Raw genomic sequence first — 18,645 nt, 5'->3', positions numbered from 1 at the left:
GGGGTGAGCACGATAAGCGGGCGACTCTGCGGCGCAATCGGCGCCCGCGCTCATTCCGCCAATGCATGCGTCGATCCAGGAGCGCCGCTCCCGCGGGGGACGAATGCGGGGCCGCGCGCATCGACGAATGCACGAAACACTTGATTCCAGAGCGCAGCCGTGCGGTTCTATCCTGAGGGGATATCCCGTTCTTAACCCCGCAAGGAGGTCAGGATGCTCCTACATCGTGATCCACGCTCTCCCAGTTCCCTGCTGGTCACCGCCGCCGCTTTCGCGGGCCTCCTGGCCGGGCGCCAGGCGGAGGCCGCGCCTTCGTATACGCTCTTCGAGAGCGGCCAGGTCAGGCCGCTCGCGCTCTCGCCCGACCGCACCCTGCTCCTCGCGGCCAATACGCCCGACAATCGCCTGGAGATCTTTCGCGTCACCTCGGGCGGCCTCTCCCACCTCTCCTCCGTCAGCGTGGGCCTCGAGCCCGTCGCCGTGGCCGCGCGCAGCGACCACGAGGTGTGGGTCGTCAATCACCTCTCGGACAGCGTCAGCGTCGTCGACGTGTCGTTCCCGCGGTATCCGCGCGTCGTGCGCACGCTCCTCGTCGGGGACGAGCCGCGCGACATCGTCTTCGCGGGCCCCGAGCGCTCGCGCGCCTTCATCACCACCGCCCACCGCGGCCAGAACGCGCCGTTCGATCCGCAGCTGACGACGCCCGGGGTCGGCCGCGCGGACGTCTGGGTGTTCGACGCCGGCACGGCCGTGAACGACGCCTCGCTGGGCGGCTCGCCCCTCTCGATCCTCACCTTCTTCACCGACACCCCGAGGGCGCTCGCCGTCAGCCCGGACGGGGCCTCGGTGTACGCCGCGGGCTTCCACACCGGCAACCGCACCACCGCCGTGCACCGCGTGCTCGTGGAGGAGGGCGGCGGGCTGCCGCCGCCGCTCACCAACTTCCTCGGCGAGCCGCAGCCGTCGACGTCGCTCATCGTCCGCCAAGACGGCGACCACTGGGTCGATATCGCGGGCCGCGCCTGGGACGACGAGGTCATGTTCTCGCTGCCGGACAAGGACGTCTTCGTCATCGACGCCATGGCGACGCCCCCGCAGCAGCGCCCCGGCAGCGCCGGCTACTTCACCGGCGTGGGCACCATCCTCTACAACATGGTCGTCAACCCGGCGAACGGAAAGGTCTATGTCTCCAACACCGAGGCGTTCAACCTCGAGCGCTTCGAGGGCCCGGGCATCTTCGCCGGCTCGAGCGTCCGGGGGCACCTGCACGAGAGCCGGATCACCGTGCTCGGCGGCGGCTCCGCCCTGCCGCGACACCTGAACAAGCACATCGATTACTCGACGTGCTGCGCCCCCGTGCCCAACGCGGAGAGCGAGAAGAGCCTGGCCACGCCGGTCGACATGGCGGTGACCAGCGACGGCTCGAAGCTCTACGTGGCCGCGTTCGGGTCGAGCAAGGTCGGCGTGTTCGACACGGCCCAGCTGGAGAGCGACACCTTCACGCCGAGCCTCGCGAGCCAGATCCAGGTCACGGGCGGCGGGCCGAGCGGGCTCGCGCTCGATCAGCCGCGCGGCCGGCTGTACGTGCTCACGCGCTTCGACAACTCCATCTCGATCGTCGACACGGCTACGCGCGCCGAGCTCGCGCACCTCCCGCTCCACAACCCCGAGCCGGAGAGCGTGGTCCGCGGGCGGGTTTTCCTCCACGACGCGCGCCTCTCGTCGAGCCACGGCGACTCGTCGTGCGCGAGCTGCCACGTGTTCGGCGATCTCGACAGCATCGCCTGGGACCTCGGCAACCCGGACGCGACCACCCAGGCGAACCCCGGGCCGTTCACGAGCATCAACCCGCCGTTCCCCGCCGACACCTCGCTGAAGCCCATGAAGGGGCCGATGACGACCCAGAGCCTGCGCGGCATGGCCAACCACGGGCCGATGCACTGGCGCGGCGACCGCACGGGCGGCAACGACGAGCCCACGGCGCAGCCGGACAGCGGGGCGTTCGACGAGCGCGCGGCGTTCAAGAAGTTCCAGACCGGCTTCACGAACCTGCTCGGCCGGCACGCGCCCATCCCGGACGAGGACATGGAGGCGTTCACCGACTTCATCCTCCAGCTGACGTATCCGCCGAACCCGATCCGGAACCTCGACAACTCCCTCACCCCCGATCAGCAGGCCGGGCGCGATCACTTCGTCCGCGAGGGCGGCGACGGCACGTTCTCGTGCGCGACCTGCCACACGCTGGACCCCGACGGGAACGCCGCCGCCGGCGAGCCGTTCCCCGGCTTCTTCGGGTCCGACGGCTCGAGCATCGGACAGGAGAACGGCCAGAGCTTCAAGAACCCCCACCTGCGCAACCTGTACCAGAAGGTCGGTATGTTCGGCATGGCCGCGGTCCCGAGCCTCTTCCACCCCGGGGACAACGGCTTCATGGGCGACCAGATCCGCGGCTTCGGGTTCATGCACGATGGCGTCATGGACACGCTCTTCCGGTTCCACCAGGCGATCGGGTTCGAGGAGAGCGTGTTCTCGCCGAACGGCTTCCCGCTCGGCCCCTCCGGGGAGGTCCTGCGCCGGCAAGCGGTGGAGTTCATGCTCGCGTTCGACACGAACCTCGCGCCGATCGTCGGCCAGCAGGTCACGCTCGGCGCGCACAACGCGGCGGCGGCCTGGCCGCGCGTCGACCTGCTCGTCGACCGCGCCGAGGCCGGGGAGTGCGACCTCGTGGCGAAGGTCCCCTTCCTCCTGGAGGAGGTCGGCCTGCTCTACGTCGGAGGTGGCCAGTTCATCACGGATCGGAGCGCGGCCCCGCCGGTCGGCGACGTCGGCCTGCGCTGGTTCTCGGTGCTCACCGGCCACCGCGTGACGTACACGTGCATGCCGCCCGGCGCGGGCCCGCGGTGCGGCGTCGACCGCGACGGCGACGGCATCCGCGACGGCGACGAGCGCGACGCCGGCACGGACCCGGCGGATCCGTCGAGCCCCGGGTGAGCGGGCGGCGCGCGCCTCGCCGCGCGCGCGACCCGGCCGGCGCGGCGCGGGGCCTCAGCCGCGCCGCGCCGCGCCCGACCCGAGGCGCGCCGCGCCCGACCCGAGGCGCGCGTCGCTCGACCCGCGGCGCGCCTCGCTCATGCACCAGCGGAGCGCCTCCTTCAGGCTGCGCAGCGTGCATACCTGCGAGAGATCGAAGCCCAGCCCGACCATCGTCTGCGCGACCGGCGGCCGGATCCCGGTGACCACGGCCCGGCAGCCGAGCAGCGTGAGCCCGTTCGTGATCTTGATGAGGTGCTGCGCCGTCGTCGTGTCGACCGAATCGAGGCCGGTGAGGTCGAGGACGGCGAAGGCCGCCTGCCGCTCCACGACGGCCGCGAGCAGTGACTCCATCACCATCGCCGCGCGCTCGGCGTCGACCGAGCCGATCAAGGGGACGATGAGCACGTCCTGCCAGACCTCGATGATCGGGCTCGACAGCCGCGCGATCGACTCCTGCTGTTGCTGGGTGAGCCGCAGCTGCTCGCGCAGCTGCTGGTCGACGCGGCGCTGCTGCGTGACATCCTCGCTGATGGCGCCGACGCCGATGATCGCGCCGAGGACGTCCTTCTGCGGGACGAACCTGGTCCGCCAGATCCTGTCTTGCCGGATCTGCTCGGTGTGCGCGATCTCCCCGGCGAGGGCGCGCTGGAACGCCTCGCGCACGTCGGGCGAGCTGCCGCAGAGCTCGAGCATGTGCTTGCCGACGCCGTTTCGCTCCACGGCGTCGACCTGCGCGAGCGCCCCGCCCTGCGCCACCATGCAGATGCCATCCTTGTCGAACGCCCAGATGATGATCGGCATGCTGTCGATGCACGTGCGGAGCAGCTCCGCCTGCGCGGCGAGGGTCACGTGGTCGGCCAGGTTGATACCGAACGTCTGGACGCCGTCGACCTCGCCGTCGTCGCCGCGGTGGGGCGCGTAGTGCACGATCCAGTGCACGCCGTCGGCCACGGTGTCCGTGCGGATCGTCTCGCCGGCGAGCACGCGCCTGCACAGCTCGAGGACCTGCGAGCCCTCGCCATAGAGATCGCGCATGGTCATTCCGACGATCTGACCTGGCTTGATCCCGAAGTGCGCGAGCCCGTTGCCGTCGGAGACCCGGAGGACGCCCTCCTTGTCGGTGGCCCAGATCACCGCATCCATGGTCTGGAACACGTCGACGAGGATGCGCGCCTGCGTCTCCCACGCCTCGCGATCGGGCTTCACGGCGGCCCAGAGCGCCGTGTCGTCGGCGCGCCACAGGGTCCATTGCATCGAGGTGACCTTGCCGCGGGCGTCCACGAGGCGCGCCGTCGCGGAGGTGCTGCCCGCCGCGTCGCGCGCGGCCGCCATCCGCGCCGACAGCTCGCCGCGATCGCCCTCGTGGACGCGCTCGAGGAGCAGCCCGGGAGGGCCGACGCGCTGCTCCCAGGCGGGGCTGCAGGCGATCACCTGCCCCGTGCCGGAGAGCAGGGCCATCGGCGTGGGCGTGCCGTTCAGCAGCGTCGTCGACGAGAGCGAGCCGAGCCTGTTGTCCATCGGTTCCTTGCAAGGCGGCCAGAAGTGGCGATTCCCGGCGCGCCTCCGCAGGCCCCTCGCGATGGGGGGACAACCGAGCGCCGATCGAAACGAGCGCCGATCGCCGTCGAGACACCAGGTGCGAACAGGTAGGAGAAACCCGTGAATACCTTGATGCTGGAACGGTCGAGCCTAGGAGCAAGCGAGCCGTGACACGGTGATACCATTTGACAGCGCGCGGGCGCTAGATCCATTGCCATGGAGCGCGGTCGACCCGGGTGGTGCCCGCCCCGCTCCGGGAGCGCGACGAAAGGTGGGAGATCGTTGAGAGGTTCTCCTCGCGCTCATGTCGATTCGGATGTGGGTATCGGGGGTCGGCTCGGCGGTCGCGCCCACGGTCTCCTGCTTTCGCAGGAGCCCACACGCTGGTCCCTGGCGTCACACGTCGCATGGGTGCAGGGCTCGGCGAGCCCGCCCTGACGCGCAATTTTTTCGTGGCCTCGTGACCTGCAGAGTCGCGCGGCGCGCGAGGGTCACATCGAGTTCCCGCGGCTCCGCTCCGCGCGCGTCAGGGCCACGAGCTCGTCGACCGACCACTGATCGTCGACGTGCTCGCCGTACTTCACGGCGAGCACCCGCCCGTCGCCCGCGATCAGCAGATCGGCCGGCAGGCCGAGCCGGCCGCCGTGCGGATTGCGCGAGGGGGCCGGCTGCCGCCGCGCCAGGACCGCGGGCAGGCTCGCCGCGATCGCCCTGAGGATCGGCCAGTAGGCGCGCGGATCCAGGAGCGCGCGGGGCGCGGACTCGACGCCGAACTCGCCGTACAGCCGCTTGTCCGGGTCGGCGACGACCGCGAACGGCAGGTCGGCCACGTGCGCGCGCAGCTCGTCGGCGGGCGAATGGAACAGCACCACCTCGACGACGCCCGCGGCGGTGACCTCGGCGTGGCGACGCGCGAAGGAGCGCAGGTGCAGGTTGCAGACAGGGCAGCCGGCGAAGCGCCGGAACTGCAGGTGCGTCAGCCGCGCCGGATCCGGGACGCGGACGGGCGCGCCGGTGACGCTCACGAGATCCCGACCGGCGACGACGGCGCCGGGCTTCAACCGCTCGGACATCGAGCTTTCCTCCTCCCGCACGCGCCTCGTCACTTGTCGGCGGTCCGTAGGCGTACGGTGTATACTTACCCAACATACGCGTACGCGGTACGCTGTCAAGGCCATGCCCCGATCGCGCTCGCTCACTCAGCCAGGCATCGCCGCCGCCGCGCTCGCGGTCATCGACCGTGAGGGGCTCGCGGCGCTCTCGATGCGCGCGGTCGCCGGGGAGCTGGGGATGAGCACGATGGCGCTTTACCGGTACGTGAGCGATCGCGAGCAGCTCGAGCGGCTGGTGCTCGACCTGGTGCTCGGCGCCGTCGACGTCGAGGTGCCGGCGCGCGCCGCGTGGACGCAGCGGGTGACGCTCCTCGTCGCGCGCGTGCGCGACGCCGTGCGCGCGCACCCGTCGGTGGTCCCGTTGACGCTGACGCATCGGCACAGCTCCGAGGGGGTGCGCCGGTTCGGCGAGGCGTTGCTCGGGGTGCTGACCGAGGCGGGCTTCGCCGGGGCGCAGCGGGTCATCGCCTTTCGCAGCCTGATCAGCTACGTCATCGGCGCGCTCCAGGCCGAGCACCTCGGGCCGCTCGCGGGCGAGGGCACGACGCAGCTGGCGGCGCTCTCCGAGGAGGACTACCCGTTCCTCTCGGCGACGGCCCGCGACGCGCGGCGCGTGCCGCCGGAGCAGGAGTTCTTCGGTGGGCTCTCGATCGTGCTGCGCGGCCTCCACGCAGGCGAGCAGCGCTCGCGGTAGCGCGGCACGCCTGCGTGGGGCGCGAGCCTGCGTGGGGCGCGAGCCTGCGTGGGGCGCGTCCAGCCTTCGTGGGGCGCGTCGAGCCTGCGAAGGCGTCAGTACTCGGTGTTGTTCGAGGTCGTGATCCGGGACGACGACAGGCCGATGAACAGCGCGTCGCCGATGTCGCTGTAGCGCGTGTTCCTCATCGTGACGGTGCTGGTGCTGCTGTCCGTCCTGAAGATGGCCTCATCCATGTGGGAGATGTCGCAACCGTCGATGACGACGTCGACCTTGAACGTGGTGCCGCCGTTCTGCCGGATGAACTTGCCCGCGTTGGACGCCCGGAAGTTCGAGACCCGGAAGGTGCTGGCCGCGTTGATCTGGAACACCTTGTCTTCGCCGTTCACGGCCGAGCCGCCGTTGAGCACGACGGTGCCGGAGGCCTTGACGGTGAGGGCGTCCTCGCCGATGTCCTCCCAGACGATGTTCTCCAGCGTGACGTTCCCGTAGGTGTGGATGCCGTCGGCCGCCGGCGCGCCGAGGACCACGTTCCTCAGCACCGCGCCGTCCTCCAGCTTGAACACCGGCTTCTGGCTCTCGGACTGGCTGCCGTCGCCGAGCGCGCTGCCGGCGATGAACCGCCTGCCGCCGCCGTCGTAGACCTGGCCGGATCGCACGACGATCGTCGAGTCGACGACCCCGCCGCTCCCGGTCGTGGTGCTGCCGCCGCTCCCGCCCGCGCCGCTCGACGAGGAGCTCGACGCCGAGCTGCTGCTGCTCGAACCGCTGCCGCCGCTTCCGCCGGTGCCGCTGCTGCCCGTCGGCACGAGCTCGATGTAATCGATCTTGATATCGTAGTCCGTCGCGCTGGAGCTCTTGCCCGTGGACACCAGCTTGAACGCGACGTTGCCCGAGAGGCTCCTCGTGCCGAGCGTCGCGGTCTTCCAGCTGTCGCTCGACGAGGAGGAATAACCGTCGAGGTTCCCCGCGGAGGAGCCGTTCAGATCGAGCCGGTAATTGCCGTAGATGTTCCGCTGGGCATACCGCACCACGACCCTGTACTCACCCGCGGCCACCGACTTCGAAAACTGGAAGTAGTCGCCGCTGGCGTTCGCCTTGAGCCGCACGGAGCTCGAGCTCGCGTCGATCCCGTCCCCCGACGAGGTGGACCACGACTGCGACTCGCCCTCAAGCCGCGCGGTGCTCGCCGCGCCTTCCACGGTGCCCATCTCCAGCAGGGCTTCCTCTTCGGAGAGGCAGCCGGTCGCGACGATACCGGCGGCGCCAAGGGCGAGCAGCACATGACGAGCGAACGTCGATCGAAGGTTCATCGTTCCAATCCTTTGTCCAAGTAAGTTGAAGATCTGACGGCGCCGCGCCAGCGCCCCCGGTCCGGAGGAGCTGTGCGCTTCGCTCGCCACAGCAGGCTTCTAGCAATGCGCGGTCCACACGCCAGGTCGCCGGCGACGACGGCAGATATCCGATATCGTTGGATGATTTCGCCAGGAATGCGTGGTCGCGCTGCGTGGAACCAGCGGCGCGCCCGGAGTCGTCACGCGCGGCAGTACACAGTGTCAACCCGGAGTTGACGCGGCGAGCGCTCGATCGCGTGGGGGCGCGTGGAGCGCTCGACGGCATGGGAGCACATGCGAGCACATGAAGCGCTCGACCGCGCGAGCCCATGCGCGCCCATGGGGCGCTTTAAGCGCGCCGTTCCGAGGGGGCGCAATCCGTCGGATCGAATTCGCGGGGCCCAACGGTAGCGAACCGTCACATACTCTTCGGCCAAGCTCGACACCGTACGTCGGCGGCCCCGCCGAGACAACAGCTGCGCCGAGCGGTTCGAGTGCCTTGAGGAAGAGCGCTTTGCTCGCCGCACGGTCGGTGACTCAGAATTTGACGTGGTCAAGCGTGAGCTCTCCTGAAGTGTGTGGGCCGGGTATGCTGCGGTGCGCCGTGCCGAAGTAGGGTGCGGATCGTGTGCCAAAACCGTGCTGCGCCAGACGTTGCGAGAGTCGCTGCAGATCGATCTCATAGTTGTGCGGCATCGTGCTTGGTTTCCACGGTCGGCGCCCCGAGACGCGTCGCCGATGATCGACTGGCATGGTCCGACTGGGGCCTCCGCCTCCGAACGTCGCAATCAGCTGCGTCGCAGGGCCTAGCGGCGGGTCATAGCATGTAGACGGCGAGGCACCGCGGCCAATCTCCGTATTCCCACGAACAGGTCGCGGCGCTCCGCGGCATATCTGCGCATCCCCTGAATAGGCAGCGGCTTCCGCGACCTATCTACGCATCTCCGAAGATAGGCCGCCGCTGCGGAGACCCGGCGAGGGCGGGGCATCGGCAACCCCGCGGATCCTGCTAGCTGGGGCTCGTCGTCAGAGCTGCGTGTCGCGCGATTCGGGCATGGCCGAGCATGGGTGCAGATTGCTCTTCTCATGCTGGCCATGTAAGATTGCTGGACCAGTAAAGTGCATCCGCAGGTGCTGGCATGATCCCGGCGGGGTGGCCGTCTTGCGGTGGCACGGAGCGGAGGGTCTCCGCGGCGGAGCGGGAGCGGCGTGCGGGGCAGCGACCTGAAGAAGCGGCAAGACGCGTTCGGCATAGGGATGCCCTATCCCCGCGTGATCCCACACAGCGATGGCGCGGAACCATCGATGACGGTTTTAGACCGCTCAAGCGAAGGCGAGGAAAATCGCTATCCTCGAGCGCTCTTCGGCCTCCGGAAAGATCCGTCGGGCCGCCGGTCACACTCCCGCCTGCCGCCCCGATGGTCCGGGCATGAGAGCCGCCGCCCCGACCGCCCTCGCCCTCGTCCTCTCCGCCTGCACCCCCGCCCCGCGCGACGCGCCCCCGCCTTCGCCGAGCCCCCCCGCCGCCGGCTCGACGCCTCCGCCCTCCCCTCCCCCCTCCTGCGCCCGGCGCGCCCCTGCCCCCGCGCCCGCGCCGCTCGATCCGACGCATACCGGCTCCGGCGTCGCCCTCGCCGAGCTCGATGGCCGCACCCTCGCCTTCGTCGCCGACGAGGACGATCGCGCGCTCCACACGGTCGACCTCGACGCCCGCGCCGCCCTCGCGCGCACCCCGCTCGCGGGCCGGCCCGCCCAGGTGATCGTGCTGGGCGACGGCCGCGTCGTGGCCTCGCTGCGCGATCGCGGCCTGCTCGAGGTGCTCGAGCCGACCGACGCCGCCGCCCCGCTCGCGCGCCGCTGCCTCGTGCCCGTGGCGCGCGAGCCGGTGGGCCTCGCGATGACCCCGGACCGCGCGACGCTGCTCGTCGCGAGCCGGTGGGAGCCGGCGCTCACCAGCTTCGCGACCGCCGATCTCCGGCGCCTCGGCGAGCTCCCGCTCGCTCGGGATCCCGCCGCGGTCGTCGCGTCGGCCGACGGCCGGCGCGCGCTCGTCGCCCACGCGGTGGGCGGACGCATCAGCGCCGTGGCGCTCGCCGATGGCGGCGCCCCGACCGCGGCCCGGGAGCTCTCGACCGACGGCGTGGAGTGGCGCCGTCGGACCGTCGTCGGGAAGAAGCCCACGGCTCCGCGTCTCATGCCGAGCGGGGCGCTTCGGAGCGCGCCCCGCGGGCTGGAGGGCCTCCTGCCGTCCGACGCGCCCGCGCGGGTGCGCGTCGAGCGCCGCGGCTCGCAGGGCTTCGCGCTGGCGCGCGCGCCGAGCGGCGCGGTGTTCGCGCCCATCGCGCTCGTGGACCCGGGGCGCGAGGCGAACAGCGGCGGCTACGGGGCCGCGCTCGCCCAGACCGTGATCCATCAGATCGCGGTCGTCGACGCGGCGGGCGAGCGCGCGGACGTCCCGCCGGTGTCGACCCACCTCGGGACCCACGGCTGCCAGCTCCCGCGCGCGGCCGCGATCGCGCCCGCCGAGGAGGTCTTGCTCGTCGCCTGCCTCGGCCGCGACGAGGTGATCGTCTACGACGCCCGCGCCGCGATCCCCGGCCAGCCGGGCGCGGCCGGGTCGGCGCGGGATCGCGAGCTCTACCGCGCCCGCGTGGGCTTCGGGCCCACCGCCATCGCCGTCGACGGCGCGCGCGGGCGCGCCGTGGTCTTCACCCGGTTCGACGGCGAGCTGACGATCCTGCCCGCCGTCCGCGCCCCGGCGTCGGCCGTGATCAGCGCCCCCAGCAAGGAGCTCTCGGGCGAGCTGCCGGTCGTGGTCCTGCCCCGCGCGTCGCGCCTCGACGAGCAGCGCGCGGAGGGCCAGCGGCTCTTTCACGCGGCCGGCGGGCGGCGCATCGCGTTCGACGGCCGAGCGTGCGCGAGCTGCCACCCCGACGGCCGCGACGACGCGCTCACGTGGTCGACGCCCGAGGGCCCGCGCCAGACGCCGATGCTGATGGGGCGGCTCGTCGGTACCGCGCCGTACGGGTGGTTGGGGGACAAGAAGGACCTGGAGGGCCACTTCGCCCGGACCCTGTCGCGGCTCGGAGGCGCCGGGCTGACCGCGGGCGAGCGCGACGCGATCTTCGCCTACCTCCGCGCCATGGAGCCGCCCGGCGGCGCGGAGGACCTCACGGCCGAGGAGCGCGCCGCGCTCGTGGCGCCGCCGCCGGCCGGCGCAGAGGGGGCAGGCGCCGCACACGCAGGCGCCATGGCGGCCAGCGCGCGCGCCGCCCTCGCCGCGCGCGGCGAGGCGCTGTTCCATGCCCGCGAGGCGGGCTGCTCGAGCTGCCACCTGGGCGACGAGCTGACCACCGACGGCGCGCGCCACGACGTGCGGAGCGCGACCCGCTTCGAGGCCGTGCGCGCCTTCGATACCCCCTCGCTGCGCTTCGTCGGCAGGTCCGCGCCGTACTACCACGACGGCCGCTACCCGACGCTGCTCGCGCTGCTCCAGGGGGTGGACGGCTCCATGGGACACACCGCCCACCTGTCGGCCGAGGATCGGCGCGCCCTCGTCGCCTATCTCGAGTCCCTGTGACGGCGTCGCGACGCGCGCGCTCCCGCGCGCCGCCCCAACGCGCGCGCTCCCGGCGGCCACGAGTTGCCGCCAGCGCACCGGAGGCGATACGTTGGACTCCCCTGCTCGTGAGGCCCGACCAAGGTGTGCTGTCATGGGAAATGAATTCTCCGGTAACCCCTCGCATTCGGCCGAGTACTTCGGCGACACGCGCGACGGCTGGTGGAATCGCGACTACGTCGAGCTCCTCGCGCGGCGCTGGGGCCTGAGCCGCGTGCGCGAGGTGCTCGACGTCGGGTGCGGCGTCGGGCACTGGGGCCGTGTGCTCGGCGGCGTTCTGCCCAGGGCGGCCCGCATCACCGGCGTGGACCGCGATCCCGTCTGGGTCGAAAAGGCCGCCGAGCGCGCGGCGGCGCGCGGGGAGGCGGAGCGGTTTCGCTATCAGGTCGCGGTCGCCGAGCGGCTGCCGTTCGAGGCCGACACGTTCGATCTCGTGACGTGCCAGACGGTGCTGATCCACGCCGCGGATCCGGGCGCGATGATCGCCGAGATGGTCCGGGTCGCGAGGCCGGGCGGGCTCGTGGCCGCGGCCGAGCCGAACAACTTGGCCGGCGCCCTGCTCGACGCGGCCGCGCTGCGGGCGCCGGTGGAGCAGACCGTCACCCTCGTCCGCTTCCAGCTCCTGTGCGAGCGGGGCAAGGCGGCCCTCGGCGAAGGGAACAACTCGATGGGCGAGCTCGTCCCCGAGCTCTTCGCCAGGCACGGTCTCATCGACATCCAGGTCTATCTCAACGACAAGGCGGGCGCGGTCCTGCCGCCCTATGCGTCCGCGGAGCAGCGCGCGACCGTGGAGGAGATCGCCGACTTCGCCCGGCGCGACTTCTGGATCTGGAGCCGCGCCGACACGCATCGCTATTTCCTCGCCGGCGGCGGCGAGGAGCGCGAGTTCGAGGACTGCTGGGCGGCGGCGATGGCCGCCGTCCGCAGCAACGCGGAGGCGATCGCCCAGAAGACGTACGCGAGCGCCGGCGGCAGCGTCGGATACATCGTATCCGGGACCAAGCCGTCGCCGCCGTCGAGCCGACACCTGAGCTCCCCGGACCTGCGCCGGGATCGATGACGCCGGCGAGGTGACCGCCGACCCCGGGCCCCGCGCTGGTTCCGCGCGGGCCCTTGAGGTCCAGAAAGAGCTGTCGAAGTTCGTGATCAACCTTCAAGGCGACGCATTTCCACCCGTCACGCGCTGCGAACCAGGTCACGTCGACTCTACTGCGCTGTAACGCTCGCGAGCTAGCGAGGCGCGCGTGCCCCCGGTTGTGTCCGTGCCAGCGTGCCAGCGTGCCAGCGTGCCAGCGTGCCAGCGTGCCAGCGTGCCCCGGCGACCTGCGCGCGGCGCGCGCTCGCTGCCCTCGCTGCTTTCACGGAGGAGTTCAGTCGTCGGGACGCTTCTCTCCGTTCGATCCCGCACAGTTCTGCACGATTCGCCACGGTGGCGCCCCGGTGCTCTCTCACGGGGCGTCGTGGGCCGGGCGGGACATCCGCGGAGCATCGCCCGGCATGGGCGTTGCGTGGATACCCGGGGAGCGCGGAAGCGCCGAGGAGCGGCAGGCCATGCCGCGACCGTGACTCCGAGAGCTCGCCAGCACGGCCCCACGCAGAGGAAGGCATGGGGGCAATCGTCCGATGCCGGCCACCGAGAGATGGCGGCGAGGAGAAAAAGATGAAGACGATCGTTCGGTTAAGGTTCGCGATGCTCGCGGCGGCGCTTGCTGGCTGCGTCTCCGAGACCCCGGAGACCGAGAGCTCCGACGCCGCGGACGCCGAGGAGGTGCAAGCGTCCCAGCTCGCGCTGGACCTCGGCATCGCCGGGAACTTATCAGGCCGCGTCGGCCGCTGGAGGGTAGATGGCGCCAACAGGTGTTCCGCCGTGTTCCTCCCGGACCATCTGCTCGAGGCCGGCAGCGACTCGAACTGGGTCCTGACGAGCGAGGGCTGCGCCCATGACCTGGACGCGACCTACTCGGTGGTCTCCACGACCGGCGTCGTCGCCAACGTGGACAGGATCTACAAGCACCCGCTTGCCGACTGGCACCTTGGCTATCTCGACGGCTACGGCAAGGTCGACGTCGCGCTCGCTCACCTCGCGAGCACCGTGCACCTGGACGCCCCTGCGATGACGTTCTCGTTCTTCAGGAGCGAGAGGGGAGCGATCGAGGAGAGCGCGCTGGACGACGAGGTGTGGGGGTTCTCGTACGACGACACGGCGGGCGTCAAGCCGGACACCCAGACAAAGTCTCACATGATGGTGACGGGCGTGGTGTGGGACTACATCTCCGGCGATCAAGGCGGCCCCATCTGGCAGAGCGCGCACCCGAACGGCGAGTGGACGCTCGAGGGGATCCACGCGTCTTCCAACTTCAACATACACAGCTACAGCTTCGCGGCATGGGTCATGGACGCGCTCACGTGCGGGCCGTTCGACACCAGCGACATCGACGATGGTTTCTGCTCTCCCGATTGCAAGTGCGGCGTTGGCGAGGGCGACTGCGACTCGGACTTCGATTGCAAGACCGGCCTCGTCTGTGGCAGCAACAACGGCGCCCTCGTGGGCTTGCCCGACGTCTTCGACGTCTGCGTCGAGCCCGGCGCTCGCCAGTCGAGCAGCGCGAGCGGGTACTGCGCTTCGGTCGGCGGGTGCCAGATCTACGAGGGGAACTGCAACAAGCACGAGGAGTGCAAGGCGGGTCTGGTCTGTCGTCCCGACGTCGGGTACGCCATCGGCGAGAGCGACACGACCAACGTGTGCGACCTGCCGTGGATGCCGGGGCTCAAGGAGTTCAACGAAGACCGCGTCTCGACGTCGGGGCGGTGCACGTTGGACGAGCCGTGCGCTCTCGGCGACGGCGACTGCGACCCCAACAATCACGGGACGTGCCGCGGTTTCCTGAAGTGCAAGGCGAACGTCGGCCACCACTTCGGCTTCGACAACAACGGGGTCGACGTCTGCGTGCACCCGGACTTCTACTAGAACAACGATCACGTTGATCGACCGAGAAATGAACCGCCAAGGACGCCAAGAACGCCAAGAAGAGAACAAAATCTTGGCGTCCTTGGCGCCTTGGCGGTTCGAATTTCTGCTCATTCGAGCGGTTTCAACCCGTTTGTCGCTCTAGGGAGCGCAAGGGCGCAAGGGCGCAGGACGCCTGTCCGCTGTTGCGCCTCTGCGTCCCTGCGCCGTTTGCGTCGAGATCGTTCTCCGGAGCATTCTGTGCGTGCAATGACGACATCGACGAAAGGGAGCTTACGACCGTGAGGTGGCCCGATCCGAGGAGCCGGATGCTAGCTTCACGAAGGCGCGTACAGCGCCGGCGGTCTCGTCAGCGCGGCCGATCAGGAGCAGCTCGGCGAAGACGCCCTTCGGCGCGACGAACGGACGATAGGCGATGCGAGGGACCTTCACCTGAATCAGCGGTTTTGGAGCCAGCGCCACGCCCAGCCCTGCGCCGGCCAACGACAGCATGCTCAAGGTGGTGTCGGCGCGGTGGACCCGGCGCGGCTCGCGTCCCATCACGAGGATCACTCTCTTCAGCGCGTCGTCGCCGGCCTCTTCCGATGGGAACATGATGAGCGGCTCTCCGGCGAGCATCTTCGGCGTCACGCGCCTGTGCGCCGCGAGCGTGTGCTCCTCTGCCATCGCGACCACCAGCGGCCAAGCGCCGATCGGTCGTACGCTCAACCGCGGATCTACCTTGAGAGCGAACGCCGCGCAGTAGCCGACGTCGACCTCGCCGGTCAACACGGCTTCCGCCTGTCTCGAAGGTGGCATCTCGCGCAGCTCGATCTCCGCGGCAGGATGGGCTTCGCGGAACGCTCGCAGGTGGTCCGTCATCTTGCCAGTGAGGACCGCGTTGCCCGCGTAGCCGATGCGAACTTTGCCGATGTCGCCGCGCAGCGATTGCTGGACGATCGCCTTGGCCCGCTCCGCCTGCGCGACCGCCCGCTGCGCCTCGACGACCAGCAATGCGCCGGCTTCGGTCAGCTCCACGCGCCGACTCGTCCGCACGAACAGCGCGCCGCCGATCTCGTTTTCGAGCGCCCGAATCTGCATGCTCAGCGCCGGCTGAACGATGTGCAGTCGCCGCGCGGCGCGGCCAAAATGGCGCTCCTCGGCGACGGCCAGGAAATAGCGGAGGTGTCGCAGGTCCACGACATTCGACCGTACCACGGATCAATCATCAGATCAAATCGATCTATTGGATCAATATATTGTTATTTTGGTCAATGGGCGGCTATGGTCTTACTCACCGAGGAGAGCCCATGAACAATCATGCGCAGAAGGGAAAGCTCGGGCTCACCGCCATGTCGGTCGCATCGATCTCAGGGACGTTGGCCTGATGAGGGAAGCGGGCTATTTCGACCAACGAGAATCAGGAGCCTATCACCATGAACCGAAGCACCCTGGGAAGAGTCGTCCTCACGTTCGTTCTGGCGAGCAGCGCCATCGTCGCCGTCGGCGTGGACTGGAACAAAACCCACCTGTTCAACCCTGCATGGCATGAGCACGCGCGCTTTCATGGCGCCCTCATGCTGCTCATCCTGTGTGGCGTGACGATCGTCGGATTGTGGATGATGTGGCGGCGGTCCATGGAGCCGCAGGTCGGGTTCAACGTGGCGGCCTGGATCGTCGTCATCATCTGGACGCCCTTCTTCTACATTACGTGGCTCATCCCGGGGACCAGCCTGCTCGCGGGACCCGACGTGCCGCTCCCGGTCGTCGCGGGCGTCCCGCTCTACCCGAACGTGCTCATCGCAGGTACCGAGCTCTTGCTCGCGGCGCTCGCCTACAAGCTCTTCCACAGCGATCCTGCATCGACGGCAGCGCGCGCGGCGAACGCCTGACGAGGAGAGGCGCTTCATGAAATCCACGATCCAAAAGACGATGGGATGGGCCTCACGTCCCGGCGCGCGCGCCCTGCTCGTCGCCACGCTCGTCTCGTGGCCCACCGTGAGCTGGGCGCACCCGGGCGGCGCCGATGCGGGATTTCTGAAGGGCCTCTTTCATCCGGTGTTCGGCGCGGACCACCTGCTCGCGATGGTGAGCGTCGGTGTCGTCAGCTCGCAGCTCGGCGGAAAGCACCTCCTCCGGATCCCCGCCACCTTCGTCGCCGCGATGCTGGTCGGCGGCCTCCTGGGAATGGCGCGATGGCCCATGCCCCTGGGCGAGCTTTGCATCGCGGCGTCGGTCGCGGCGCTCGGCCTCGGCATCGTCACCACGACCCGTGGCTCCTCACCGTTCCTACTCTCCGGATGCGTGGCGATGTTCGGTGTCTTTCACGGACATGCCCACGGCCTGGAGATGCCTCATGCGGTCAGCCCGGCGCTGTATGCCATGGGCTTTCTGCTGAGCACGACCGTGCTTCATCTCTGCGGTCTCGTCCTCGGCGAGCTCGCCGCTGGTCGAGAGTCCCTGTCGCGGGGGCTGCGCTATGCCGGCGCCGCCGTGATGGGGACGGGGATGGTCCTTCTGGTGCGCGGAGCCGGCATCTGACGGGAAGCGGCTCGCCGCGACGGATGCGGAAGGCGAAGAGGGGGGCCTCGGGATCCGCGATGAACTTCGCCATCATCTGCGTGCCGCAGGGCGCCGCACCGGCGGGCCTCGGACGCGACGTCCGTCTCGGTCAGGGGGAGGTCGTCCACCCCTCCCGTGCACGCCGAAAGGATCGCTGCACTTTGCCCCCGGGCTCGCGCCTACGGAGGTGCGCCGAGCGGCGGCGCCGCGACAGGTGGTCAGCTCGCCGTCCAGGTGCCATTCACTCCTTCGCAGATCGGCTTCACGACATCCTCCGTGACCATCTCCGAGCTATAATAATACAGCGTCATCGTCTCGCCGTCGCGGGTGAGGATGCAGGTGCCGAGGACGTCGTCCCTAGAGCAGCTATCGACGAGCTTGGCCTCGACGTCTCCGGAGCTCTTGCACTGGCTCTCCTGTTCACCCGTGCCGTCGTCGTCGATCTCACCGCAGCTATGGACCGTCACACCGCTGGCGGTGCCGTTGAAGTCGCAAGCGACCTTGCCCGCGACCTGAGCATCATCGCCACACCCTGCGATGAACACGAAGACGGTGATAAGAATGTTGCGCATGACGAATACTCCTTGATCAGCGCCCGAAGAGGCGCGAAATGGTGACGATCACTGCAGCCCCCGCTGGGCCCTCCCCAATCGACCGAGGAGAGCCCGGAGCGATGGCGGGCCACGACAGGGGCCCACCGGGCGCCGGCCCCGGAGAGAGCAGCTTGGGAGGCGCTCGAGGGACAACCCATCAGAACGTGCCCGAGGCCGTGAGGCCCGCGCTGCCGTCGGGTCCCGACGGCGCGACGCGCAGGCCGGCCCTGCGCAGGTCCCGCTCGTAGGACTGCGCCGGATGCTCGCGCTCGAACATGGCGGCGATCGACCAGGTGGCGTTGAGGAGACCGAGCGACAAGCTCCACATCCGCTGTCCCACCGGCAAATCGCCGTCGAGCGCCGGCACGGTGGCCGCGACGCTGCCGAGCGCGACCGGAAGGTAGATCGCCCAGCTCGGGATCGCAGGCGCGGTGCCCAAAAGGTCCCGCTCGATGCTCGCGATCTGCGCGCCGGACAGCCGCGCGCGCCACGCGGGCGTCGCCACCAGCGCGTGGTCTTCGCGAAGCCGGGAGACTGGCGTGTAGTCGGACAGCGCCAGGTTCAGACCGGAGAGCAGGCCGGCCGCGTAACAGCCCGCCGAGAGCGCGACCGGCGTCACCCTCGCGGACGGGGCGTCCTCGATGAACGCGAGCCCGAGCCACAAGCTCCCTTGCGAGAGCAGCGTGGTGGCCGCGAGGGTGTTGAGCCGGTAGGTCTCCGGCACGGCCAGCGAGGCGAGGCCTCCGGCGAGCAACGTCGCGGAGCCGGAGGCGAAGGCGATGAGCGGCGGCGCACCCAGGTCCCCGGCCAGGCTCATCGCGAGGCTCACCCCGCCGATACCGCTGACGAGGATCGGCAGCGCTTTCCCCATGGAGTGCAGCCTTGTCGCGTCGTGGAAGTGCGTGGCCAGGAGCGCGGCGCGCTCGCGCCGCTCGGCGATGTCGTCCCGGAGCTCGGTCTCTTCCCACCCCGGAGCGAGCGCCTGCTGCGCCGCGGCGCTCGCCGGCAGCGAGAGGCCCGCCACCGCCGCTCCGAGCGCGGCTGCCTTCCGCGCGCGGCGCATGATCCATGATGACCAAACCATGAGAGACCTCTCCGCTGAGCTACCGCGTGTCGACTGCGCTCGACACGTCAGACGAACCGACCACGATAGGCCCACTCTCCGGGGCCCTCAAAAGCACGTTGCCGCCGGCGCGCGCGCGAGGAGCCATG

The 18,645-nt window shown here is 70.1% G+C and carries 12 protein-coding genes and 2 pseudogenes; 7 read left to right on the top strand and 7 right to left on the bottom strand.

Going from position 1 to position 18,645, the window contains the following annotated elements:
* Positions 1–213 precede the first annotated feature (213 nt).
* On the top strand, positions 214–2,991 hold the full coding sequence (locus WMF26_RS49040) for a hypothetical protein (protein ID WP_437998328.1): 2,778 nt from the start codon (positions 214–216) through the stop codon (positions 2,989–2,991).
* Between the two features lie 54 nt (positions 2,992–3,045).
* Here WMF26_RS49040 and WMF26_RS49035 read toward each other — a convergent pair whose 3' ends face one another.
* Together WMF26_RS49035 and WMF26_RS49030 are read right to left on the bottom strand one after the other, a co-directional pair.
* On the bottom strand, positions 3,046–4,551 hold the full coding sequence (locus WMF26_RS49035) for a PAS domain-containing protein (RefSeq protein WP_437998327.1): 1,506 nt from the start codon (positions 4,549–4,551) through the stop codon (positions 3,046–3,048).
* 512 nt (positions 4,552–5,063) lie between these two features.
* On the bottom strand, positions 5,064–5,645 hold the full coding sequence (locus tag WMF26_RS49030) for a peroxiredoxin-like family protein (protein WP_437998326.1): 582 nt from the start codon (positions 5,643–5,645) through the stop codon (positions 5,064–5,066).
* Between the two features lie 103 nt (positions 5,646–5,748).
* Between WMF26_RS49030 and WMF26_RS49025 the strand changes: the two genes are divergently transcribed.
* Positions 5,749–6,378 (top strand): TetR/AcrR family transcriptional regulator, encoded by a 630-nt coding sequence (locus WMF26_RS49025; RefSeq protein ID WP_437998325.1) that lies wholly within the window; start codon positions 5,749–5,751, stop codon positions 6,376–6,378.
* Positions 6,379–6,473: 95 nt separating this feature from the next.
* On the opposite strand, the pseudogene WMF26_RS49020 reads toward WMF26_RS49025, so the two are convergent.
* A pseudogene (locus WMF26_RS49020) lies at positions 6,474–7,082 on the bottom strand (pectate lyase); the annotation flags it as partial.
* Positions 7,083–8,147: 1,065 nt separating this feature from the next.
* Positions 8,148–8,303 (bottom strand): annotated as a pseudogene (locus tag WMF26_RS49015) (VOC family protein); the annotation flags it as partial.
* Positions 8,304–9,141: 838 nt separating this feature from the next.
* Between WMF26_RS49015 and WMF26_RS49010 the strand changes: the two are divergent.
* The 3 genes from WMF26_RS49010 (at position 9,142) to WMF26_RS49000 (ending at position 14,299) form a co-directional block, all read left to right on the top strand.
* Complete coding sequence (locus WMF26_RS49010; protein ID WP_437998324.1) at positions 9,142–11,292, top strand: cytochrome C peroxidase; 2,151 nt, start codon at positions 9,142–9,144, stop codon at positions 11,290–11,292.
* A gap of 133 nt (positions 11,293–11,425) precedes the next feature.
* Positions 11,426–12,391 (top strand): class I SAM-dependent methyltransferase, encoded by a 966-nt coding sequence (locus WMF26_RS49005; RefSeq protein ID WP_437998323.1) that lies wholly within the window; start codon positions 11,426–11,428, stop codon positions 12,389–12,391.
* Positions 12,392–12,991: 600 nt separating this feature from the next.
* Positions 12,992–14,299 carry a hypothetical protein gene (locus WMF26_RS49000; RefSeq protein WP_437998322.1) on the top strand — a complete coding sequence of 436 codons (1,308 nt, stop codon included), beginning with the start codon at positions 12,992–12,994 and terminating at the stop codon, positions 14,297–14,299.
* Positions 14,300–14,572: 273 nt separating this feature from the next.
* Here WMF26_RS49000 and WMF26_RS48995 read toward each other — a convergent pair whose 3' ends face one another.
* Positions 14,573–15,496 carry a LysR substrate-binding domain-containing protein gene (locus WMF26_RS48995; protein WP_437998321.1) on the bottom strand — a complete coding sequence of 308 codons (924 nt, stop codon included), beginning with the start codon at positions 15,494–15,496 and terminating at the stop codon, positions 14,573–14,575.
* 218 nt (positions 15,497–15,714) lie between these two features.
* Here WMF26_RS48995 and WMF26_RS48990 point away from each other — a divergent pair, with 218 nt between their 5' ends.
* Positions 15,715–16,170, top strand: coding sequence for a DUF6640 family protein (locus tag WMF26_RS48990; protein ID WP_437998320.1), 456 nt, complete (start codon positions 15,715–15,717; stop codon positions 16,168–16,170).
* Positions 16,171–16,186: 16 nt separating this feature from the next.
* Complete coding sequence (locus WMF26_RS48985; RefSeq protein ID WP_437334828.1) at positions 16,187–16,819, top strand: HupE/UreJ family protein; 633 nt, start codon at positions 16,187–16,189, stop codon at positions 16,817–16,819.
* Between the two features lie 239 nt (positions 16,820–17,058).
* Here WMF26_RS48985 and WMF26_RS48980 read toward each other — a convergent pair whose 3' ends face one another.
* Both WMF26_RS48980 and WMF26_RS48975 read right to left on the bottom strand, forming a co-directional pair.
* Positions 17,059–17,412, bottom strand: a complete 354-nt coding sequence (locus WMF26_RS48980; protein WP_437998319.1) for a hypothetical protein — start codon at positions 17,410–17,412, stop codon at positions 17,059–17,061.
* A 178-nt stretch (positions 17,413–17,590) separates the two neighbouring features.
* The gene (locus WMF26_RS48975) at positions 17,591–18,517 is read right to left on the bottom strand and encodes a hypothetical protein (RefSeq protein WP_437998318.1); all 927 of its coding nucleotides are present in this window, start codon (positions 18,515–18,517) and stop codon (positions 17,591–17,593) included.
* Positions 18,518–18,645 lie beyond the last annotated feature (128 nt).

Source organism: Sorangium sp. So ce185 (genome assembly GCF_051526825.1).
Lineage (GTDB): Bacteria > Myxococcota_A > Polyangia > Polyangiales > Polyangiaceae > Sorangium > Sorangium cellulosum_D.
This window is presented reverse-complemented; position numbering and strand designations above follow the sequence as displayed.